Genomic DNA, 17,773 nt, shown 5'->3' with positions numbered 1-17,773 from the left:
CGGTTGAAGAAAGGGGAGCGCAGCGGTCAACCGGGTAGAAATGTACGGAAGGCTTTCAAGCGATCGGTAACGGCCCCTCCAGACCTACCCTTTGCTTGCAGACTTCAGAGCAAAGGGCCCATCGCCAAGCAGTGCGACAACCAGCGCAGTCACACAGAGGTAGATCGGATACTCCCAACCACCATTGGCGTTGGTGAAGCTCCAGCCATTACCGAAGTGTACGGTTGATGCGACGAAGAGCTGTACGACCGCAATCAAGGCTACCCAGCGAGCGTAAACGCCCAAGACCAACATCAGACCGCCCACCACTTCGAATGCCATGACTGGATAGGCGAGGAAGCCTGGGAACCCGATGGATTCGAAGAAGCCGACGGTGCCAGCGGGGGTGAATACCAGGACCTTTGTCAGGCCGTGGGCAATGAACATGATGCCGAGCGCCAGGCGCATGACGAGTGCAGCATAGGGGGCAGTGCGTGAGTCGATCATGGTGTCGTTTCCTTCTGTTCAATAGGAGAGTTGCGTTGTGATAGGGCTATGATATAGATCCTTTTTTAGAGATAAATAAGAGCAGGCGCGATTAATAGTTCCGAAAAACGGAACAATTATCCATTTGGCAATGACTGCGTGGTTGGACTGCCGGGCGCTGCCCGAGACCGGACGTCAAGCCGGCCGAAACGCAAAGAGGGGCTGCAATCGATGATTGCAGCCCCTCTCTATGGTTTCGGTCTAGCGTTGCCACGGCACCCAGGTCCTCTGGTGCTGGACTTTGGCCGCTTAGATCGCTATTGGGTCGTGGAGGTCGATCCCACTGCGTTCGGCCATGCGAACTCGATAAGCCTCGACAGCAGGCGGATACACGATGCCTTGCACGATCGACATACTACGCAAAGTGGCGAACAGATGGATGTCGTCTTCTGACAGCTCGCCATTCACCGCGTCCGGGGACTGGATCAGCGGTTCGAGCGCCAGCAATTGCTGGTTCAGCGACGCGATATAATCGGGGCTGGCGGCCAGATGGCCCTCGAAGCTGCCGAGCATGCGCTCCTTGTTCCGGGTGAAATAGTCACGCGCGGCGGGGGTAGAAAACTCCTCGAAATCCGAGACGGCCCAACGTGGGATTGCCAGCGAATAAAGCGGGCTGGTCACGTCTTTGTTCCACTGCGCCAAGGCTGGATTATTTGAGCCGGACAAGATCTTCGCGCCGGACCGACCATCGATATGGGCAACGATATCCATGCTCTCGGCCAGATACTGATCAGCGTCTTGAAGGATAGGCGCCATTTTTTTGCCAATCATGCGAATGGGGGTGGCCTCATCATCGTTCATGAGGATGACGAGTTCGACGGCTGTTTGCTTGAGTCCGAAAATCATGCGGGCCTTCACGCAGAAGGGGCAGTGATCGTAAACGAAGAGCTTCATGGTGTCTGAGTTCCGAAAAATTGAGCGCGGCGGGCGAGCATGCTGCTGGCCTCAGCTTAAGTAAGCGCTAAGGAAAGTGATCTGCGGCTTGCCGATCATCAGATGTTCAGCGTCGCGCTCGAAGGTGTGAAAGTGAGGCTGGGTGAGGTGAAGATCGAATGCGGCCCGGTCGCGATAGATTTCATGAAAAAACCACGTAGGTCTCATCATCTTCTGGCACCAGAACATTGAACGCCATACATCCCGCTTCCGTAGCCAACGCATCCCTTGCATCTGCTGCAGCCACTGGCAGGAAGGCGGCAAGTGCGCCAGGCTGCAGGGCGATTTTGGCAATAACGACGAACGTGGATAAAGACACTTGGGCTTTCCCTATTCATAAAAGAGGCGCCACTTTAGATGCCACAGGTTTGAAAGAGAATGGCCACAGATGAGACCATGGCTTTCATAAATGAGAGGACGATCGATGGATCTCAATGCGGTGCAGATGCTGGTAACAATCGTCCAGGCTGGAAGTATGACCGCAGGCGCGGAGCGGTTGGGAGTGCCGCTGCCAACTATAAGCCGCAGAATTCGTGCACTTGAGCAGGAGCTCAAAGTGGAATTGCTGGAACGTTCAGCCCGGGGCGTAAAGCTGACCGAAGCCGGCGCGCGCCTTTTTGAGCACGCAAGCCGGGGGTTGGATCTCTTGCAAGAAGGGCGAGACGCACTGGTCAGCGACCAGGCCCACATCAAAGGGAAGTTGCGTCTGTCAGTGCCTCCATCGTTCTCGCCCTGGTGGCAGCTAATATCGGACTTTCAGAAAGCCCATCCTGACATACGTGTGCACCTGCTTTCGACGGAGCGCCGCGTTCACCCTGTGGAGGACGGCATTGACGTCGCACTTCGCGTCGGCAGGGTAGAGCACGAGGCTTTGATCGCAAGGCATCTGCTCGATTATCGACACGTCTTGGTCGCGAGCCCACAATTTCTTGAGTCGAATGGCAGGCCGAACAGTCCGCAGGATCTGAGCAGATTTCCTTGCGCAACATGGAGCCTTGGTACAAATACGACCTCGACCTGGCGATTCCCCGACTTATCGATGGAGCCTAATGCAGTGCTTTCAACGAATGACAGCATGCACCTGCTGCACAGCGCGATGTCAGGCGAAGTCATCACCGAACTGCCCCCCTTCATTGTCAAGGAGCCCATCCGAAGGGGACAACTTGTGCAGTTGCTGTCTGACTATCCATTGCCTGAGTTTTCCCTGAATCTTCTCTATCCTCCGCACCGCCATCCTTCTGCTGTTGTCCGCACTTATCTGGAATACTGTCGTCGACGTATTCCTTGGTTGGTAGACGCATGCTGCCCGGGGCCATAGCCGCCGCTTAAAAGTATATGACTGGCAGAGGCGAGAAAAAATCGGCGTATACCATTTCCAGCGGGATGATCACTTTTGCGTCTCAACCGGACCAATGCGCGGCCTGGCCCAATTTGCAGCATTTTATCGAGTTGGGCCGAAAGCATTGGCTGGCTGAGGCCGCGCAGGGTTGCCACCCAGGATTTGATAGGATCATCACGGACCCGATACGGCATCAAATACGACCAGTTTAGCGCTATAAAATTTTAGGGCCGGATGGTCGCTATGTAGGTTAAAAAGGCTCTCTCCCATTGACCTGAATGCCCTGAGATAAAGGCGAAATCGCATCTGGCGTCATCAGACGCTTGCTGGGTCGGTCTTGGCAGGGTCTATGCCCATTTCCGTCAAGGCTTTCGAGACGACCTTTCGCGCTATGGCGCCGTCGTCGGCCAATGCCTTCAACGCGGCGAGCACGATAAACTGGCGGTCCACTTCAAAATGTCGGCGCAGTGCCTCCCGGGTATCCGACTGACCGAAACCATCGGTGCCAAGCGCCACGAACCGGCGGCCATGGACGAAAGGCCTGATCTGATCGGCGAAGATCTTCATATAGTCGCTGGCGACTACCACCGGTCCGTGGCGGTCGGCCAGGCAATCTTCGACATGGCAAGTGCGGGGCACTGAGTCTGGGTTCAGCAGGTTCCAGCGTTCCACGGCTTGGCCCTCACGGCGCAGTTCGGTCAGGCTGGTGGCGCTCCAGATGTCACTGCTGACCCCATAGTCACGGGCAAGGATGTCACCCGCCGCGATCACCTCGCGCAATATCGAACCGCACCCCATCAACTGCACATGGGGCACGCCCTGATTCACCTCGGTACTCGATAACGAATACAGCCCCTTGAGAATACCTGCGCTGACGCCCTCGGGCATCTCCGGGTGCGGGTAGTTCTCGTTGAGCAAGGTGATGTAGTAATAGATGTCTTCATTCTCGACGTACATGCGCCGCATGCCTTCCTGGATGATCACCGCCAGTTCGAATGAAAAAGTCGGGTCGTAGGCGACGCAGCAGGGAATGGTCGAGGCCAGTACGTGGCTGTGGCCGTCGTCATGCTGCAGGCCTTCGCCCATCAGCGTGGTGCGCCCTGACGTGGCGCCCAGCAAGAAGCCGCGGGCACGGGCATCGCCGGCGGCCCAGGCGAGGTCGCCGATGCGCTGGAAGCCGAACATCGAGTAGTAGATGTAAAACGGGATAGTCATCACGCCGTGGTTGGCGTACGAGGTGCTGGCCGCGATCCAGGATGACATGGCACCGGATTCGTTAAGGCCCTCCTGCATGATCTGGCCGTCCTTGCTCTCCCGGTAATAGCTGAGCTGCCCAGCGTCTTGCGGGGTGTAGAGCTGGCCCACGTGGGAGTGGATGCCGATCTGCCGGAACAGGCTTTCCATGCCGAAGGTGCGCGATTCATCGGGCACGATGGGCACTACCAGCTTGCCGATCTGCTTGTCCTTGAGCAGCGTGCTGAGGATGCGCACGAAGGCCATGGTGGTGGAGATTTCGCGTTCGCCGGTGCCCTTGAGCTGGGCCGCCAAGGCGGCGAGCGGTGGTATGGCCAGTGGTGGGACCTCGGCGTGACGCGCCGGCACATAGCCGCCCAGCTTGGCGCGCGCGGCCTGCAGGTAGCGGGTTTCCTGACTGTCGGCGTCGGGCTTGAGATAGGGCAGTTCGGCCAGTTGCGCGTCGCTGAGGTTGAGGTCGAAGCGGTCGCGGAAGGCGCGCAGGGCGTCGATGCCCATCTTCTTCTGCTGATGGTTGATGTTCTGGCCTTCACCCGCCTCGCCCATGCCAAAGCCTTTCACGGTCTTTGCGAGGATCACCGTGGGTGCGCCGCTGTGGCGCATGGCGGCCGCGTAGGCGTTGTAGACCTTGAGCGGGTCGTGGCCGCCACGGGACAGCTTCCAGATGTCGTCGTCGCTCATGTCGGCGACCAGCCCCAGCAGCTGTGGGTAACGGCCAAAGAAATGCTCGCGCACATAGGTGCCGTTCTGGGATTTATAGTTCTGGTAGTCGCCATCGACGCATTCCATCATGCGCTGGCGCAGCAGCCCGCTGCGGTCCTGGGCCAGCAGCCGGTCCCAGCCGCTGCCCCAGATCACCTTGATCACGTTCCACCCGGCGGCGCGGTACAGGCTCTCGAACTCCTGGATGACCTTGGCGTTGCCGCGCACCGGGCCGTCGAGACGCTGCAGGTTGCAATTGACCACGAAGATCAGGTTGTCGAGCTTCTCACGCCCGGCCAGTGAGATGGCGGCGAGGGATTCGGGCTGGTCCATTTCGCCGTCGCCCAGAAAGGCCCAGACCTTGCGGCCCTGATATTCCTTGAGCTGGCGGTTTTCCAGGTAGCGCATGAAGCGCGCCTGGTAGGCGGCGGTGATCGGGCCAAGTCCCATGGATACGGTGGGGAATTGCCAGAAATCGCCCATCAAGCGCGGGTGAGGGTAGGAAGAAATACCGTCGCGGTCGGTTTCTCGGCGAAAGTTGTCCAACTGTGCCTCGCTGAGACGGCCTTCGAGGAAGGCCCGGCCATAAATGCCCGGTGAGCTGTGGCCCTGGATATACACCAGGTCGCCGGCGAAGGTGTCAGTGCGGCCACGGAAGAAATGATCGAAACCGACGTCGTAGAGCACTGCCGCCGATGCGTAGCTGGCGATGTGGCCGCCGACGCCGGAATGCTTGCCGGCGCGCAAGACCATGGTCAGAGCGTTCCAGCGGATGAAGGCATTGATGCGGCGCTCGATACCGAGGTCGCCTGGGTAGGGCAGTTCGCGTTCGGGGGCGATGCTGTTGACGTAGGGGGTGGTGACCCGGCCGTGGAAGTCGCCGTGGCGGGCGACATCGAAGTCGAGTAGCTGGTCGATCAGATAGTGCGCGCGGGGGCGGCCTTCAACGTCGATGACCGACTCCATCGAGTCGAGCCATTCGCGGGTCTCTTGCGGGTCCTTGTCCTGAAGCGTCGATTGCTCGTGCATGGCCAATCTCCTTGGGCAGCGTTGCCGGGAACCCTACGGGCGGGTCCCTGCAGGGCGTGATGCCAGCCAACGAGGGCTGTGGATTATTTATTTGATTGCAAGTGCAACTATATGCTGAATCTATCCCTTGCTAGCGTACAATTGCAACTAAAATCCCCCCGCGCTTCAGGAGAGCCCATGGCTCAGGCAGCATCCGACCTCTGGTTCAACTTTGTCCGCGCCCACCGTTCGCTGATTCGCGAAATCGAGCGCCGCCTGGCGGCCGAAGGCTTGCCTGCCTATGCCTGGTATGACGCTCTGTGGGGCATCGAAAGCGGCCCCAAGGGCATGCGGCGTATGCATGAGCTGGCCGATGTGATGGTGATCGAGCGCTACAACCTCACGCGTCTGGTGGACCGCCTCGAAGCAGAGGGCCTGGTCGAACGGCGCCGCACCGAGGCCGATGGCCGGGGCGCGATTGCCTGTATCACCAGCAAGGGCAAGACCCTGCGCAAGCGCATGTGGAAGGTGTACGAAGGCGCCGTGCAGGAGTTGTTCCTCAACCAGTTCGACGCAGCGGGCCAGCCTGCATTCGCTGCGGCGCTGGAGCAGGCGCGCTTGGCGGCGAACGCGAGCGCTGAAGGTCAGTGACGCCGGCAGGCCAGGCAACTGCCTGCTCGGCCGTAGCGGCGCGTAATGGCCGTCACTCGAACAGGGCTCTCCCGATTGCGTTTCGGTTAACTCAGACGTAGCAAAATGTCACTTCTGAGCCCTCGCGGCACTGCATAAGATCCTTGCTCCTTCATCGTCAGGAGCAATGAACTATGGCTTCATTGGTAGTACCAACCGTTCCTTCAGCGGGTGTGGTCTCGTGAACTCGGTGGCCAGCCCGTTAACCCCAACTGCACGCGGCGTGCCGGCCAGTGCTCCCGCCAAGCCTGTCGCCGCGCCTTTTAGCGTGCGCATCGCCACGGGGCTGATCGGTATTCTGCTGGCCGTTCTGGTGTCCGGCTTCAACGAAAACGTGACCAAGTTCGCCATGCCGGATATTCGCGGCGCCATGGGCTTGAGCTACGACCAGAGCACTTGGTTGCTGGCGACCTACGCGGCGACTTCGGTGACGGCCATGGCGTTCGCCCCCTGGTGCGCCGCCACTTTCACGCTGCGCCGCTTCACGCTATTGGCGATGGGCGTATTCACGCTGCTGGGTCTGCTCAGCCCCTTCGCACCCAACTACGAAGCGCTGCTGGTGCTGCGTGTTTTCCAGGGCTTCGCCGGTGGCGCGTTGCCGCCGATGTTGATGTCGGCGGCGCTGCGTTTCTTGCCTCCCGGTATCAAGCTTTACGGCCTGGGCGGCTATGCACTCACTGCCACCTTCGGCCCGAGCTTCGGGCTGCCGCTGGCGGCCTGGTGCGTCGAGTACCTGGGTTGGCAGTATGCGTTCTGGCAAATCATCCCGGCATCGCTGATCGCCATGGCGTGCATCGCCTGGGGCCTGCCCCGCGACCCCCTGAAGCTGGAACGGCTCAAGCAGTTCAATTGGCGGGGTGTGCTGTTGGGCATGCCGGCGTTGATCATGATCGTCCTGGGGTTGGAACAGGGTGAGCGCTTGGATTGGTTCAACGATCAACTCATACGTCTGTTGATCGGCGGCGGCGTAGCGCTGTTCGTGTTGTTCTTGAGCAACGAGTGGTCGGCGCCGGTACCCTTCTTCAACATCCAGATGCTGCGCAATCGCAACCTCACCCACGCGCTGATCACCCTCGGTGGCGTGCTGTTCGTGTTGCTCGGTGTGATCATCGTGCCGGCCAATTTTCTCGCCGAGGTGCAGGGCTATCGTCCGTTGCAGACCACACCAGTGCTGCTGTGGGTGGCAGTGCCCCAGTTGCTCGCTCTGCCGCTGGTAGTCGCGTTGTTGAACAACCGTGTCGTCGATTGCCGGCTTGTCCTGGCGGTGGGCCTGGGGCTGCTGGCGCTGGCGTGCCTGATCGGTTCCCATGTCACCCAGGCGTGGCATCGCGAAGACTTCTACCTGATACAGATGATCATGATTTTCGCCCAGCCGATGGCGGTCGTGCCCTTGCTGATGCTCTCCACGGGTGGCTTGCAACCCGCCGACGGCCCCTTTGCGTCGGCGTGGTTCAACACCGTCAAAGGCTTTGCCGCCGTGGCCGCCAGCAGCGCGTTGGAAACCGTGACGCTGCACCGGCTGCATTTTCATTCGACGATGCTGGTTGATCGCTATGGCAGCAATCCATCGGTGACCGCAGGCATTGCCCCGCAGCACATGGCGCAGCGACTGCACGAGCAGGCCGTGGTGTTGACCTCATCCGACCTGTACCTCTGCCTGGGCGCCGTCGCCGTGCTGCTGATCGCGCTGATTCCCATCTTGCCGACGCGCATTTTCCCGCCGCGCGCCGCCTCTTGAACTCTCAGGAAGTTGAAAAATGAGCCAAGCAATCGCTTCGAAAAAGTTGTTATGGATGGTCGTCACCGTGCTGCTGGCGGTGGTGCTGGCCGGCGCGGTGTGGCGCTTCGTGTTTGGCCAGAGTGCGGTGCAAAGCACCAACGATGCCTTCGTCACTGCCGACTTCACTTTGGTGGCGCCCAAGGTGTCCGGCTTCATCGGCGAGGTGCTGGTGGAGGACAACCAGCAGGTCAAGGCCGGGCAGGTATTGGCACGCATCGATGCCAAGGACTATGAAGCGGACCTCGCCGCCGCCAACGCCGCCATCGCCACCGCCCATGCCAACGCGCAGAACGCCGACGCCGCACGGGTACGTCAGCAGGCGCTGATCGAACAGGCCAAGGCCGTCGTGGACGGCGATGTGTCTCTGGTCGAATTCGCCCAGCATGAGTTGCTGCGTTATCAGAACCTCGCGGGGCAGGGGGCCGGTACGCTGCAGAACTTCCAGCAGGCAAGGAGCCGCTTGCAGACGGCCGAGGCGCTGAAAGCCGAACACCGTGCGGCCGTCAATGCCGCCACCAGGCAACTGGATGTGCTGGAGGCGCAACATAGCGCCGCGTTGGCCGAAGTGCTGCACGCCGAGGCGATGCAAAAGCGCGCCAGCCTGAGCCTTTCCTATACCACGCTGGTGGCCCCGTTCGACGGCACCGTGGGCCGCCGCAGCGTGCGCGTCGGGGCCTACGTGAAGCCAGGGGACAACCTGATGGCCGTGGTGCCGATCGCCCAGGCCTATATCGTCGCCAACTTCCAGGAAAGCCAACTGACCGATGTGCTGCCCGGCCAGACCGCCAGCGTGGCCGTGGATACCTTCCCCGGGCATGTTTTCAAGGGGCATGTGCAGAGCATCGCGCCGGCGACGGGCGTCACCTTCGCAGCGGTGGCGCCCGACAACGCCACCGGCAATTTCACCAAGGTCGTCCAGCGGATTCCGGTGAAGATCGTGCTCGATGACCAGCAGCCCATGACCGCGCGGTTGCGCGTTGGCATGTCGGTCGAAGCACAGATCGACACCCACACCACTAACCCCGAGGTGACCCAGCGATGAAGGCGAAGCTGATCACCCTGCTGGCCAGTGCATGCGCTGTGCTAGGCCTCAACGGTTGCACGCTCGGGCCGAACTTCCATGCGCCGAGCACACCGCTGGGCGCGCATTGGCAACAACCAGATGCCTCGACCACCCGCAGTCGCGCGGTGCCTGGCGACGTCGACAGCCAATGGTGGCGCAGTTTCGGCGACCCTCAACTGACGGCATTGCTGGCCGAGGCTCAGGCCAATAACCTGGATTTGCGCGTCGCCGCCAGCCATGTCGAGCAAAGCCTCGCCGCACGCGCCACCGTGAGCGCAGACCGCCTGCCGAGTATCGATGCCACGGGCGACTACAGCCGTGCGCGGGGCTCCGAACGTGGCCTGTCGGATATCTCCGGGAACAATGGCAAGGATAATTACAACGTCTGGAACAGCGGCCTGAATATCGCCTGGGAAGCTGACCTGTGGGGACGCGTGCGGCGCTCGGTGGAAGCGGCGGACGCCAAGGTGCAGGTCAGCGTCGAGGAACAGCATGCGGCGATGGTGTCGATCATGGCCCAGGTCGCGCGGGACTACATCGAGCTGCGCGGTACCCAGAGCAGCCTCGAGGTAACCCGGCAGAACCTCGATATCGCCCGCCATAGTCTGGACCTCACCCGGGCGCGATTGGCGCAAGGCGTGGCGACCGATCTGGAGGTGGCTCAGGCAGCCGCGTTACGCGCCTCGATCGAAGCGCGTGTGCCGGCACTGGAGCAGCAGCGTAGCGTGCTGATCAACGCTCTCAGCTTTCTGGTCGGGCGCCAGCCGGGGGCATTGAGTGCTGAACTGTCGCCCAGCAAAGCCATCCCCGCAGGCCCCGCCAATGTCCCTATAGGTCTGCCCAGCGAACTGGCTCAGCGGCGCCCGGACATTCGCCGCGCCGAGGCCGACTTGCACGCTGCCACAGCGGCAATCGGCATTGCCAAGGCCGACTTCTATCCGCGCATCAGTCTGTCGGGCAATGCGGGCTTTCAAGCCATTCAGCTCTCCAACCTGGGCAGTTGGGGCTCGCACACCTTTGCCTTTGGCCCAAGCCTGAGCGTGCCGATCTTCGAGGGTGGCCGCCTGCAAGGCCAGTTGCAATTGCGCGAAAGCGCCCAACGCGAAGCCGGGATTGCCTACCAGCGCACGGTGTTGGCGGCCTGGCATGAGGTGGACAACGCCTTGAGCGGTTATCAGGCCGACCAGCGACGGCACCAGAGTCTTGAGCTGGCGGTCACCGAGAGCCAACGGGCGCTCGCCAGTGCCCAGCAGCAATACGCGCAGGGATCGGTGGATTTTCTCAACGTATTGACGGTGCAGAACGCCTTGTTGGCAAACCAGGCTGCCTTGGTGCAAAGCACCGCTGACGTGTCGCTCACGCTGGTCACGCTGTATCAAGCCTTGGGTGGTGGGTGGCAACAGCCGGCTCAGGCGGCCCTCGCCGGGGACGGCAGACACCCCTGATGACACTACCCAGCAGCCATTGGGGCAGGTGGACGTGCGGCCACAGGGTGGATTGCGGTGTGCGTCTGGCGCAGTGTGGAAATCTGCCCATGTGCGGGCAATTAACTTGTACGCCTTGCGGTTTTGGATATTCTTGAGCGATGAAAACACCTGACCTCAATCTGCTTGTCTCCCTCCATTGCCTCATCGAAGAGTGTTCCGTTGCAGGGGCGGCACGGCGGATGAACTTGAGCGCACCGGCCATGAGCCGAACGCTCGCTCGTATTCGCGAGGCTATGGAAGATCCTATTCTCGTACGCTCGCAGCGGGGAATGATTCCAACGCCCAAGGCTCTGCAGATACAGGAGCAGGTCCGCGGTATCGTGGAGCTCGCCCAGGGCTTCTTCGTGCAAAGCCAGGGTTTCGACTTGAGGACCATGAGCCGAACTTTCAGTATTCGCGCCAATGACGTATTCGTCGGCGCTTATGGCGTAAAGCTCGTGGCGATACTGAAAGAGCAGGCGCCGAATTCGGTTTTGCGTTTTGTCGCTGAAAGCGATCTGGAGGTGGACCCCCTCAATGCTGGCAGCATTGATCTGGTGATCGGTTCGTCGCGAAAATTCGGCGCGGACATCAAAGTGCAAAACCTCTTCAGCTGCCCCTTCGTAGGCATTGCTCGCACTCATCATCCGATATTCGACGAGGAAATTACCCCTGAACGCTTTGCCTCGTTCGATCATATAAGCGTTTCGCGGCGTGGTCGTTCGCAAGGCCCTATCGATGTCGCTTTGGCCGAGCTGTCCCTGACTCGGCGTGTCAGTTATATCATTCCAACCTTTCACGCAGCCTTGTTTGCAGTCGCTGACTCCGATCTTCTGTTGCCAGTGCCGGTTCCGATGCTGGAAAAGATCAGCCATCTTGGTTTGAATCTGCGGACTTTCACCCTGCCGATCCCTACCACCAGCGTCATGATCGTTCAGGCATGGCACCCGCGTCTGGAGCACGATGAGGCACACCGTTGGTTACGCCGCACTCTGAAGGTCATGACTGCCGATTGAGATCGGACTCTACGATAATCAGGTCACTTGCTGGTGCTGCTTCCGGCATCAGCGGTCATTGGGTATATTCCGATGACAATCTATAACGGTGCTTGTCGATGAAATCGCCCGACATGGACGCTATACGCGCCTTTTTTCTGGTAGCGCAGTTCAGGAGTTTCACCCGGGTGGCCGATACTATGGGTACCACCCAGGCCGCCATCAGCTTGAAGATCAAACGCCTTGAAGATGCCCTCGGTCGTGCCTTGCTGGACCGTACTCCACGACGGGTGACCTTATCGGCGCATGGCCAGGCTTTCCATGCCAATGCCCAGCGCCTGCTGGACAGTTACAACGAAGCCATGGGTTGCTTCGACACGCCCAAGCGCACCCTGCGCATCGGCGTCAGCCACCATATCGTTGGCGCCGACCTGTCCTACTGGCTGCAACGCCTGATGGCCGCCGACCCGGAAGTGGTGGTGGCCTTCAGCCTAGGGACCTCCCGCGAGCTGCTCGACGGTTATGAGCAAGGCAAGTTGGACGTCGCGCTGGTCCTGCGCCACGACAATCGCCGCCAGGATGGCGAGGTGATTGGCGCCGAGCACTTCACCTGGATGGCGGTGCCTACCTTGCAGGTCGCGCCTGATGCGCCGCTGCCGCTTGCCATTCAGCCAGCGCCGTGCGGAATGCGCAGCATGGTTTCAAGCGCGTTGCAGGCCCATGACCGACCTTGGCGCGAGGCTTTCGTGGGCTCAGGCATTCTAGCGATAGGCGCTGCGGTTGCGGCGGGCATCGGCATTGGCGCCATGGTCGGGCGCATGGCCCCGGCGTGCTGCGAGGATGTCACCAAGCGTTTCGGCCTGCCGGAATTGCCGATCCGCGACGTCGCGCTCTATACCACTCATCGCGACGTCCAAGTACGCCACTTGACCGACACCCTCGTGGCCGCGATGAGTCACAGGGGCTAGAACAGCCGTTTGAAAAGGGCGGCCAATACTATTGCCAGCCCTGAAAGAGCTACGGCACATAGCAAAAAACTGACGAGGTAACTCAGGGCGAGGGAGATGCGGGACATGAGGATACTTCCGTGTTAATCAGAGAAGCATCAGTATTAAAGCCAGCCCCCCGCGAGATCGAGTGGGTCGCGGCTATTTCAGTGATAAGCAAAAGTTAAGTTTTGTGGCGCAGTGCATGCCGCTTCCCAGCCGGTGGCGATGGAGAAGGGCGATGAGGACGCGGCACTGTGAGGCTGGCAAGTGTGCCCCTGGATCCGGACTGGGGAGATGATGAGCCAAAGCGTTACAACGCGGGTGGATCTGCTCTTGATGGTTTACTGTCATTGAAGTTCGAAGGCGTCCTGCGATCATCGCCTCCCGGCGCGGCGCCTCTTCCATCGCCGGATCACTGTAACCAGACCAGTTCTGGATGAGATGAACACGCAGCATCGCCATCAACGGATACCAGGAAGTCTTTTTCAGAATCTCCTTAGCAGCAGCCACTAACGGAGATGCTCCTCAGTAGCCCGGAAGCGTACCGCTGCTCGGTCAGCGATGCGGCGCAAGGGTCTCCAGGCAACGTTGCAAAGTATCCGAGACATCGCCGGTACGGTAGCTGACGACGATCGGCGACGTCACGCTGCTATCAAGTAGTGCCACATAGCCGATGTCATCCCGGTGCAGCCGCTGCACCGAGGCAGGCACCAATGTGATGCCCACCCCGGCGGCCACCAAGCCAATTGCTGTCTGCAACTCGTTGGCCATCTGAGCGACGTGGATTTTCAAGCCACGCTGAGCAAACACTCCCAACACGTGATCGGCATAGCTGGGCCGCGGGTTGCCGGGGTACAGAATGAACGGCTCTGCGCTTAATTGCTGCAAAGTGACCGGCTCGTCGAGCAAGGGGTGCCCCGCCGGAAGCGCGGCCACCAGTGGGTCTTCACGCAGCACTTTCTGAGTGATCGCCGGATCATCGAACAGCAAACGGCCGAAGCCGATATCGATACGCCCGCTTTTTAGGGCTTCCAGTTGCTGAAGGGTGATGAGCTCCGACAGGCCCAGTTCGATGTCGCCGTAGCTGCGCAGCCGGCGTATCAGGTCGGGGAGGGCGCCGTAAAGTGTCGACGGTGCAAAGCCGATACCCAACCAACGCTTGTGGCCTGTGCCGATCCTGCGCGTGTCGGTACTGACACGCTCCAGTTGCTCGAGCAGCAAGCCGGTCTTTTCCTGGAAGTATCGACCCGCTTCGGTCAGCCGTAGCGGGCGGGACCGTTCCAGCAGGTGGACGCCCAGCTCGTCTTCCAGTTGCTGGATCTGCCGACTCAAAGGCGGTTGAGCAATGTTCAGCTGCTGCGCCGCACGTGTGAAGTTGAGGGTTTGCGCGACAACCCGGAAGTAACGCAGATGGCGAAGCTCCACAATACCTCCTGGGTATTCAACGAGACCTATTCAATATTGGACCGGCGGGTCGTCCCGCGTCAATCTGGGGGCAAGAACAAACATAAACAGGACGGACATCATGACCGCCACGATCGAACATTTCGATATCCAGATCGTCGATCTGCCCACCATTCGCCCGCACAAGCTGGCCATGCATACCATGCACGGGCAGACGCTGGTGATTCTGCGCATTCGTTGCAGCGACGGCATCGTCGGGATTGGCGAAGCCACCACCATCGGTGGCCTGGCTTACGCCGGAGAAAGTCCGGAAAGCATCAAGACCAACCTCGATACCTGGTTTGCGCCCCTGCTCATCGGCCAGGATGCCAGCAACCTCAACGCTGCCATGCAGCGCGTCGACCGAGCCATCCGTGGCAATACCTTTGCTCGTAGTGCGGTGGAAACCGCCTTGCTCGATGCCTTGGGCAAGCGCCTGGGCCTGCCCGTGGCCGAGGTGCTGGGTGGTCGAGTGCGCGACGGCGTCGAAGTCGCCTGGACGCTGGCCAGCGGTGACACTGATAAGGACATCGAGGAAGCCGAGCGCATGCTCGATCTGCGTCGCCATCGCCATTTCAAACTGAAGATCGGTGCAGGCGAGCCGGCCCGCGACATTGCCCATGTCGCGGCTATCAAGCGCGCCCTGGGGGACCGGGCCAGCGTCCGGGTGGACATCAACCAGGCGTGGAGCGAAGCAGTGGCAATCAATGCCTGCCGTCGGCTGGCCGATGCCGGCGTCGAGTTGATCGAACAACCTCTGTCGCGCCACGACCGTGCCGGCATGGCACGCCTCAGCGCCCACAGCCCGATCCCGCTGATGGCCGACGAGGCCATCGAGTCTGTCGAAGACAGCTTTGCCTTGGCACAGATGGGCGCGGCGCCCATCTTTGCCCTGAAGATTGCCAAAACCGGTGGCCCTCGTGCCGTATTGCGTACGGCCGCCATCGCCCAGGCAGCGGGCATCGGGCTGTACGGCGGCACCATGCTCGAAGGCAGCATCGGCACACTGGCGGCGGCCCATGCCTTCGCGACTCTGGACAAGCTTGAATGGCACACCGAATTGTTCGGCCCGCTGCTGTTGACCGAGGATATTCTGGTCCAGCCACCGGTGTACCGCGACTTCCAGCTTTTGATCCCGCGCCTGCCTGGCCTGGGTCTGGAACTGGACGAAGCACGCCTCGCCCGGTTCGCCCGTCGATAAACGCATCATTTGTTCAACTGAGGAACCTGCCATGCTTTTTCATGTACGCATGACCGTCAAACTTCCTGCCGACATGCCAGCCGATCAAGCAGCAAGGCTCAAGGCCGACGAAAAGGAACTGGCTCAGCGCCTGCAGCACGAGGGCACCTGGCGACACCTCTGGCGTATCGCCGGCCTGTACGCCAACGTCAGCATCTTTGATGTGCCCGATAACCAAGCCTTGCATGACACGCTGATGCAACTGCCGCTGTATCCCTACATGGACATCGAAGTCATGGCCATGTGCAGACACCCCTCGTCGATCCACGCCGACGATCGCTGAAAACTGCCTGATATCTTCACAAGAATGACGTTTGTTTCCACAAGAATAAAGATGAGGAACCGCCATGACCGTTCGTATTTCCCATACCGCCGAAGTGCAGAAATTCTTCGAAGTCGCCGCCGGTTTTGACAAGACCGCCGGCAGTGCCCGCATGAAGACCGTGATCCATCGCGTGCTGACCGACAGCATCAAGATCATCGAAGACCTTCAGGTCACGTCCGAGGAGTTCTGGAAAGCCGTGAACTACCTGAATGAGCTGGGTGCTCGTCAGGAAGCCGGGTTGCTGGTAGCTGGCCTTGGCCTGGAGCACTACCTGGACCTGCTGATGGATGCTGAAGACGAGCAGGCCGGCCATGTGGGCGGCACTCCACGCACTATCGAGGGCCCGCTGTATGTGGCCGGCGCGCCGCTGTCGCAATACGAAGCGCGGCTCGACGACGGCCAGGATTCCGGCACATTGCTGTACATGAAAGGCCAGGTGCGCAATGTGGCGGGCGAGCCCGTGGCCAATGCCATCGTCGATGTGTGGCATGCCAATACGGCAGGTACCTATTCCTACTTCGACCCCTCGCAGTCCGAGTTCAACCTGCGCCGCCGCATTCAGACCGACGAGCAGGGACGGTACCGCTTTCAGAGCATCGTGCCCTCCGGTTACGGCTGCGCTCCGGATGGCCCGACCCAGGCACTGCTGGATCAGCTCGGCCGCCACGGTCAGCGCCCGGCGCACATTCATTTTTTCATCTCCGGACCCGGCTATCGCCACCTGACTACCCAGATCAACCTGGCGGGCGACAAGTACCTGCACGACGATTTCGCCTATGCCACACGTGACGAGCTGATTGCCGACATCGTGTTCAAGGAAGACGGCGCTGATCGGTATGCCGAGATCGAATTCGACTTCGTGCTGCAGCCTACCGAAGAGCCCAGGGAGCAGGACAAGCGCGAGCGGGTGAGGGCGCTGGAAGCCTGATGACGAAACGCTGAAGTGTTCAGCTCCCGACCGCAATGCGGCGGGAGCTTTTGTCGTCACCCCGAGCCTGCTTATAAAAAAACAAGAGAGGCGCACACCATGACCACCCTGTTGAGTGAACGCAGCTGCATCTTCAACCAGGCGGATGCCTACGCGGTGTCTGAATACGTGAACCAGCATGTGGGGAGCCATGAGATTCGCATGCCCCCCAAAGGCCAACCGCGGGCGAGCATCAGCCATCGGACTTTTTCCAGCCTGGACCTGTGCCGTATCAGTTACGGCGCGCGAGTGCAGGTGCTGTCCCCGGCCCTGGAATCGATCTATCACCTGCAAATCCTGTTGCGCGGCCATTGTCGTTCCTTCGCCCGCGATAGAGAACAAATTTACACCCCCGGGGAGATCTTGCTGATCAATCCCGATGACCCCGTCGACCTGACCTACTCGGCGGATTGCGAAAAATTCATCATCAAGGTGCCCGTAGGCCTCCTGGAGAGTGCTTGTGTGGAGCAGAAATGGGTCCTGCCCAGCAACGGCATACGCTTCGCCGCCTCGCGTCATGACCTCAGTACCCTTGAGTGTTTCGTACAACTGCTGGGATTGATCTGTCAGGAGGCAGAGAGCGCGGCAGCGCCTGAGGTCCAGGTGCTTTATGAACGCCTTGTGGCCAGCAAGCTGCTGGGGATGCTCGCCAGTAACGTAGCCCGACAAATACCGGTGCAATCCCAAGGCCAGGGGTTCGAGGCGGTGAGGCAGTTCATCGATGCACACCTGCGCAAAGAGATCAGTATCGAACAGCTGATGGCTGTTGCACGGGTGAGCGAGCGCTCGCTGTACTTGCTGTTCGAAAGGCAGGTGGGCGTGTCGCCGCGCGATTACGTGCGCCAGCGCAGACTGGAACGGGTCCACGAGTTGCTGCAGTCGCCCGCTGCCCGTAGCGTCACAGAGGTTGCGCTGGATCATGGCTTCCTGCACCTGGGGCGTTTCTCCGAAGCCTATCGCAAGCGCTTCGGTGAACTGCCATCGCAGACCACACGTCGCTGCCAAGAGGGCCTTGCGGTAAACGGATAGCGATGTGCAGTGGCTGGATATCGCC

At 60.5% G+C, this 17,773-nt stretch carries 16 protein-coding genes and 1 pseudogene; 11 read left to right on the top strand and 6 right to left on the bottom strand.

What is annotated here, in order from left to right:
- Window positions 1–84: 84 nt before the first annotated feature.
- From REH34_RS04020 to REH34_RS04010, 3 genes are all read right to left on the bottom strand, one after another.
- The gene (locus REH34_RS04020) at window positions 85–486 is read right to left on the bottom strand and encodes a DoxX family protein (protein ID WP_226506926.1); all 402 of its coding nucleotides are present in this window, start codon (window positions 484–486) and stop codon (window positions 85–87) included.
- Window positions 487–774: 288 nt separating this feature from the next.
- Window positions 775–1,419 (bottom strand): glutaredoxin 2, encoded by a 645-nt coding sequence (gene grxB, locus REH34_RS04015; RefSeq protein ID WP_311970860.1) that lies wholly within the window; start codon window positions 1,417–1,419, stop codon window positions 775–777.
- Between the two features lie 181 nt (window positions 1,420–1,600).
- Window positions 1,601–1,777: an antibiotic biosynthesis monooxygenase gene (locus REH34_RS04010; RefSeq protein WP_311970859.1), complete on the bottom strand. Its 177-nt coding sequence runs from the start codon at window positions 1,775–1,777 to the stop codon at window positions 1,601–1,603.
- 105 nt (window positions 1,778–1,882) lie between these two features.
- Here REH34_RS04010 and REH34_RS04005 point away from each other — a divergent pair, with 105 nt between their 5' ends.
- Complete coding sequence (locus REH34_RS04005) at window positions 1,883–2,776, top strand: LysR family transcriptional regulator (RefSeq protein WP_311970858.1); 894 nt, start codon at window positions 1,883–1,885, stop codon at window positions 2,774–2,776.
- 336 nt (window positions 2,777–3,112) lie between these two features.
- On the opposite strand, the gene aceE is transcribed toward REH34_RS04005, so the two are convergent.
- Window positions 3,113–5,782, bottom strand: a complete 2,670-nt coding sequence (gene aceE / locus REH34_RS04000; protein ID WP_311970857.1) for a pyruvate dehydrogenase (acetyl-transferring), homodimeric type — start codon at window positions 5,780–5,782, stop codon at window positions 3,113–3,115.
- A 177-nt stretch (window positions 5,783–5,959) separates the two neighbouring features.
- On the opposite strand from aceE, the gene REH34_RS03995 reads away from it, so the two are divergent.
- The 6 genes from REH34_RS03995 (at window position 5,960) to REH34_RS03970 (ending at window position 12,723) form a co-directional block, all read left to right on the top strand.
- Complete coding sequence (locus tag REH34_RS03995) at window positions 5,960–6,412, top strand: MarR family transcriptional regulator (RefSeq protein WP_311970856.1); 453 nt, start codon at window positions 5,960–5,962, stop codon at window positions 6,410–6,412.
- A gap of 220 nt (window positions 6,413–6,632) precedes the next feature.
- Window positions 6,633–8,189 (top strand): MFS transporter, encoded by a 1,557-nt coding sequence (locus REH34_RS03990; protein WP_311970855.1) that lies wholly within the window; start codon window positions 6,633–6,635, stop codon window positions 8,187–8,189.
- 19 nt (window positions 8,190–8,208) lie between these two features.
- Window positions 8,209–9,273: an HlyD family secretion protein gene (locus tag REH34_RS03985; RefSeq protein ID WP_311970854.1), complete on the top strand. Its 1,065-nt coding sequence runs from the start codon at window positions 8,209–8,211 to the stop codon at window positions 9,271–9,273.
- Window positions 9,270–10,739: an efflux transporter outer membrane subunit gene (locus REH34_RS03980; RefSeq protein ID WP_311970853.1), complete on the top strand. Its 1,470-nt coding sequence runs from the start codon at window positions 9,270–9,272 to the stop codon at window positions 10,737–10,739. The genes REH34_RS03985 and REH34_RS03980 overlap by 4 nt, the downstream gene beginning before the upstream one ends.
- Window positions 10,740–10,879: 140 nt before the next feature.
- Window positions 10,880–11,776, top strand: a complete 897-nt coding sequence (locus REH34_RS03975; protein WP_311970852.1) for a LysR family transcriptional regulator — start codon at window positions 10,880–10,882, stop codon at window positions 11,774–11,776.
- 98 nt (window positions 11,777–11,874) lie between these two features.
- The gene (locus REH34_RS03970) at window positions 11,875–12,723 is read left to right on the top strand and encodes a LysR family transcriptional regulator (protein WP_311970851.1); all 849 of its coding nucleotides are present in this window, start codon (window positions 11,875–11,877) and stop codon (window positions 12,721–12,723) included.
- A gap of 414 nt (window positions 12,724–13,137) precedes the next feature.
- Here REH34_RS03970 and REH34_RS03965 read toward each other — a convergent pair.
- Window positions 13,138–13,215, bottom strand: a pseudogene (locus tag REH34_RS03965) (transposase); the annotation flags it as partial.
- An 84-nt stretch (window positions 13,216–13,299) separates the two neighbouring features.
- Window positions 13,300–14,169: a LysR family transcriptional regulator gene (locus REH34_RS03960; RefSeq protein WP_161460586.1), complete on the bottom strand. Its 870-nt coding sequence runs from the start codon at window positions 14,167–14,169 to the stop codon at window positions 13,300–13,302.
- 100 nt (window positions 14,170–14,269) lie between these two features.
- On the opposite strand from REH34_RS03960, the gene REH34_RS03955 reads away from it, so the two are divergent.
- From REH34_RS03955 to REH34_RS03940, 4 genes are all read left to right on the top strand, one after another.
- A complete protein-coding gene (locus tag REH34_RS03955; protein WP_226506917.1) occupies window positions 14,270–15,388 on the top strand; it encodes a muconate cycloisomerase family protein in 1,119 nt (372 codons plus the stop codon).
- Window positions 15,389–15,419: 31 nt separating this feature from the next.
- On the top strand, window positions 15,420–15,710 hold the full coding sequence (gene catC / locus REH34_RS03950) for a muconolactone Delta-isomerase (RefSeq protein WP_226506916.1): 291 nt from the start codon (window positions 15,420–15,422) through the stop codon (window positions 15,708–15,710).
- Window positions 15,711–15,774: 64 nt separating this feature from the next.
- Entirely contained in the window at window positions 15,775–16,680 is a 906-nt protein-coding gene (gene catA / locus REH34_RS03945; RefSeq protein ID WP_311970850.1) for a catechol 1,2-dioxygenase, read from the top strand.
- Between the two features lie 99 nt (window positions 16,681–16,779).
- A complete protein-coding gene (locus tag REH34_RS03940; protein WP_311970849.1) occupies window positions 16,780–17,748 on the top strand; it encodes an AraC family transcriptional regulator in 969 nt (322 codons plus the stop codon).
- Window positions 17,749–17,773: the final 25 nt, after the last annotated feature.

It is taken from the genome of Pseudomonas baltica, from assembly GCF_031880315.1.
Taxonomy (GTDB): Bacteria; Pseudomonadota; Gammaproteobacteria; order Pseudomonadales; family Pseudomonadaceae; genus Aquipseudomonas.
The sequence above is the reverse complement of the archived record's forward strand: the minus strand, read 5'-3'. Positions and strand labels throughout refer to the sequence as shown.

What these genes read in the sequence shown, in the direction of transcription:
- REH34_RS04020 (WP_226506926.1), bottom strand. Translation starts at nt 486, where the DNA reads ATGATCGACTCACGCACTGCCCCCTATGCTGCACTCGTCATGCGCCTG.
- grxB (WP_311970860.1), bottom strand. Translation starts at nt 1,419, where the DNA reads ATGAAGCTCTTCGTTTACGATCACTGCCCCTTCTGCGTGAAGGCCCGC.
- REH34_RS04005 (WP_311970858.1), top strand. Translation starts at nt 1,883, where the DNA reads ATGGATCTCAATGCGGTGCAGATGCTGGTAACAATCGTCCAGGCTGGA.
- aceE (WP_311970857.1), bottom strand. Translation starts at nt 5,782, where the DNA reads ATGCACGAGCAATCGACGCTTCAGGACAAGGACCCGCAAGAGACCCGC.
- REH34_RS03995 (WP_311970856.1), top strand. Translation starts at nt 5,960, where the DNA reads ATGGCTCAGGCAGCATCCGACCTCTGGTTCAACTTTGTCCGCGCCCAC.
- REH34_RS03985 (WP_311970854.1), top strand. Translation starts at nt 8,209, where the DNA reads ATGAGCCAAGCAATCGCTTCGAAAAAGTTGTTATGGATGGTCGTCACC.
- REH34_RS03980 (WP_311970853.1), top strand. Translation starts at nt 9,270, where the DNA reads ATGAAGGCGAAGCTGATCACCCTGCTGGCCAGTGCATGCGCTGTGCTA.
- REH34_RS03975 (WP_311970852.1), top strand. Translation starts at nt 10,880, where the DNA reads ATGAAAACACCTGACCTCAATCTGCTTGTCTCCCTCCATTGCCTCATC.
- REH34_RS03970 (WP_311970851.1), top strand. Translation starts at nt 11,875, where the DNA reads ATGAAATCGCCCGACATGGACGCTATACGCGCCTTTTTTCTGGTAGCG.
- REH34_RS03955 (WP_226506917.1), top strand. Translation starts at nt 14,270, where the DNA reads ATGACCGCCACGATCGAACATTTCGATATCCAGATCGTCGATCTGCCC.
- catC (WP_226506916.1), top strand. Translation starts at nt 15,420, where the DNA reads ATGCTTTTTCATGTACGCATGACCGTCAAACTTCCTGCCGACATGCCA.
- catA (WP_311970850.1), top strand. Translation starts at nt 15,775, where the DNA reads ATGACCGTTCGTATTTCCCATACCGCCGAAGTGCAGAAATTCTTCGAA.
- REH34_RS03940 (WP_311970849.1), top strand. Translation starts at nt 16,780, where the DNA reads ATGACCACCCTGTTGAGTGAACGCAGCTGCATCTTCAACCAGGCGGAT.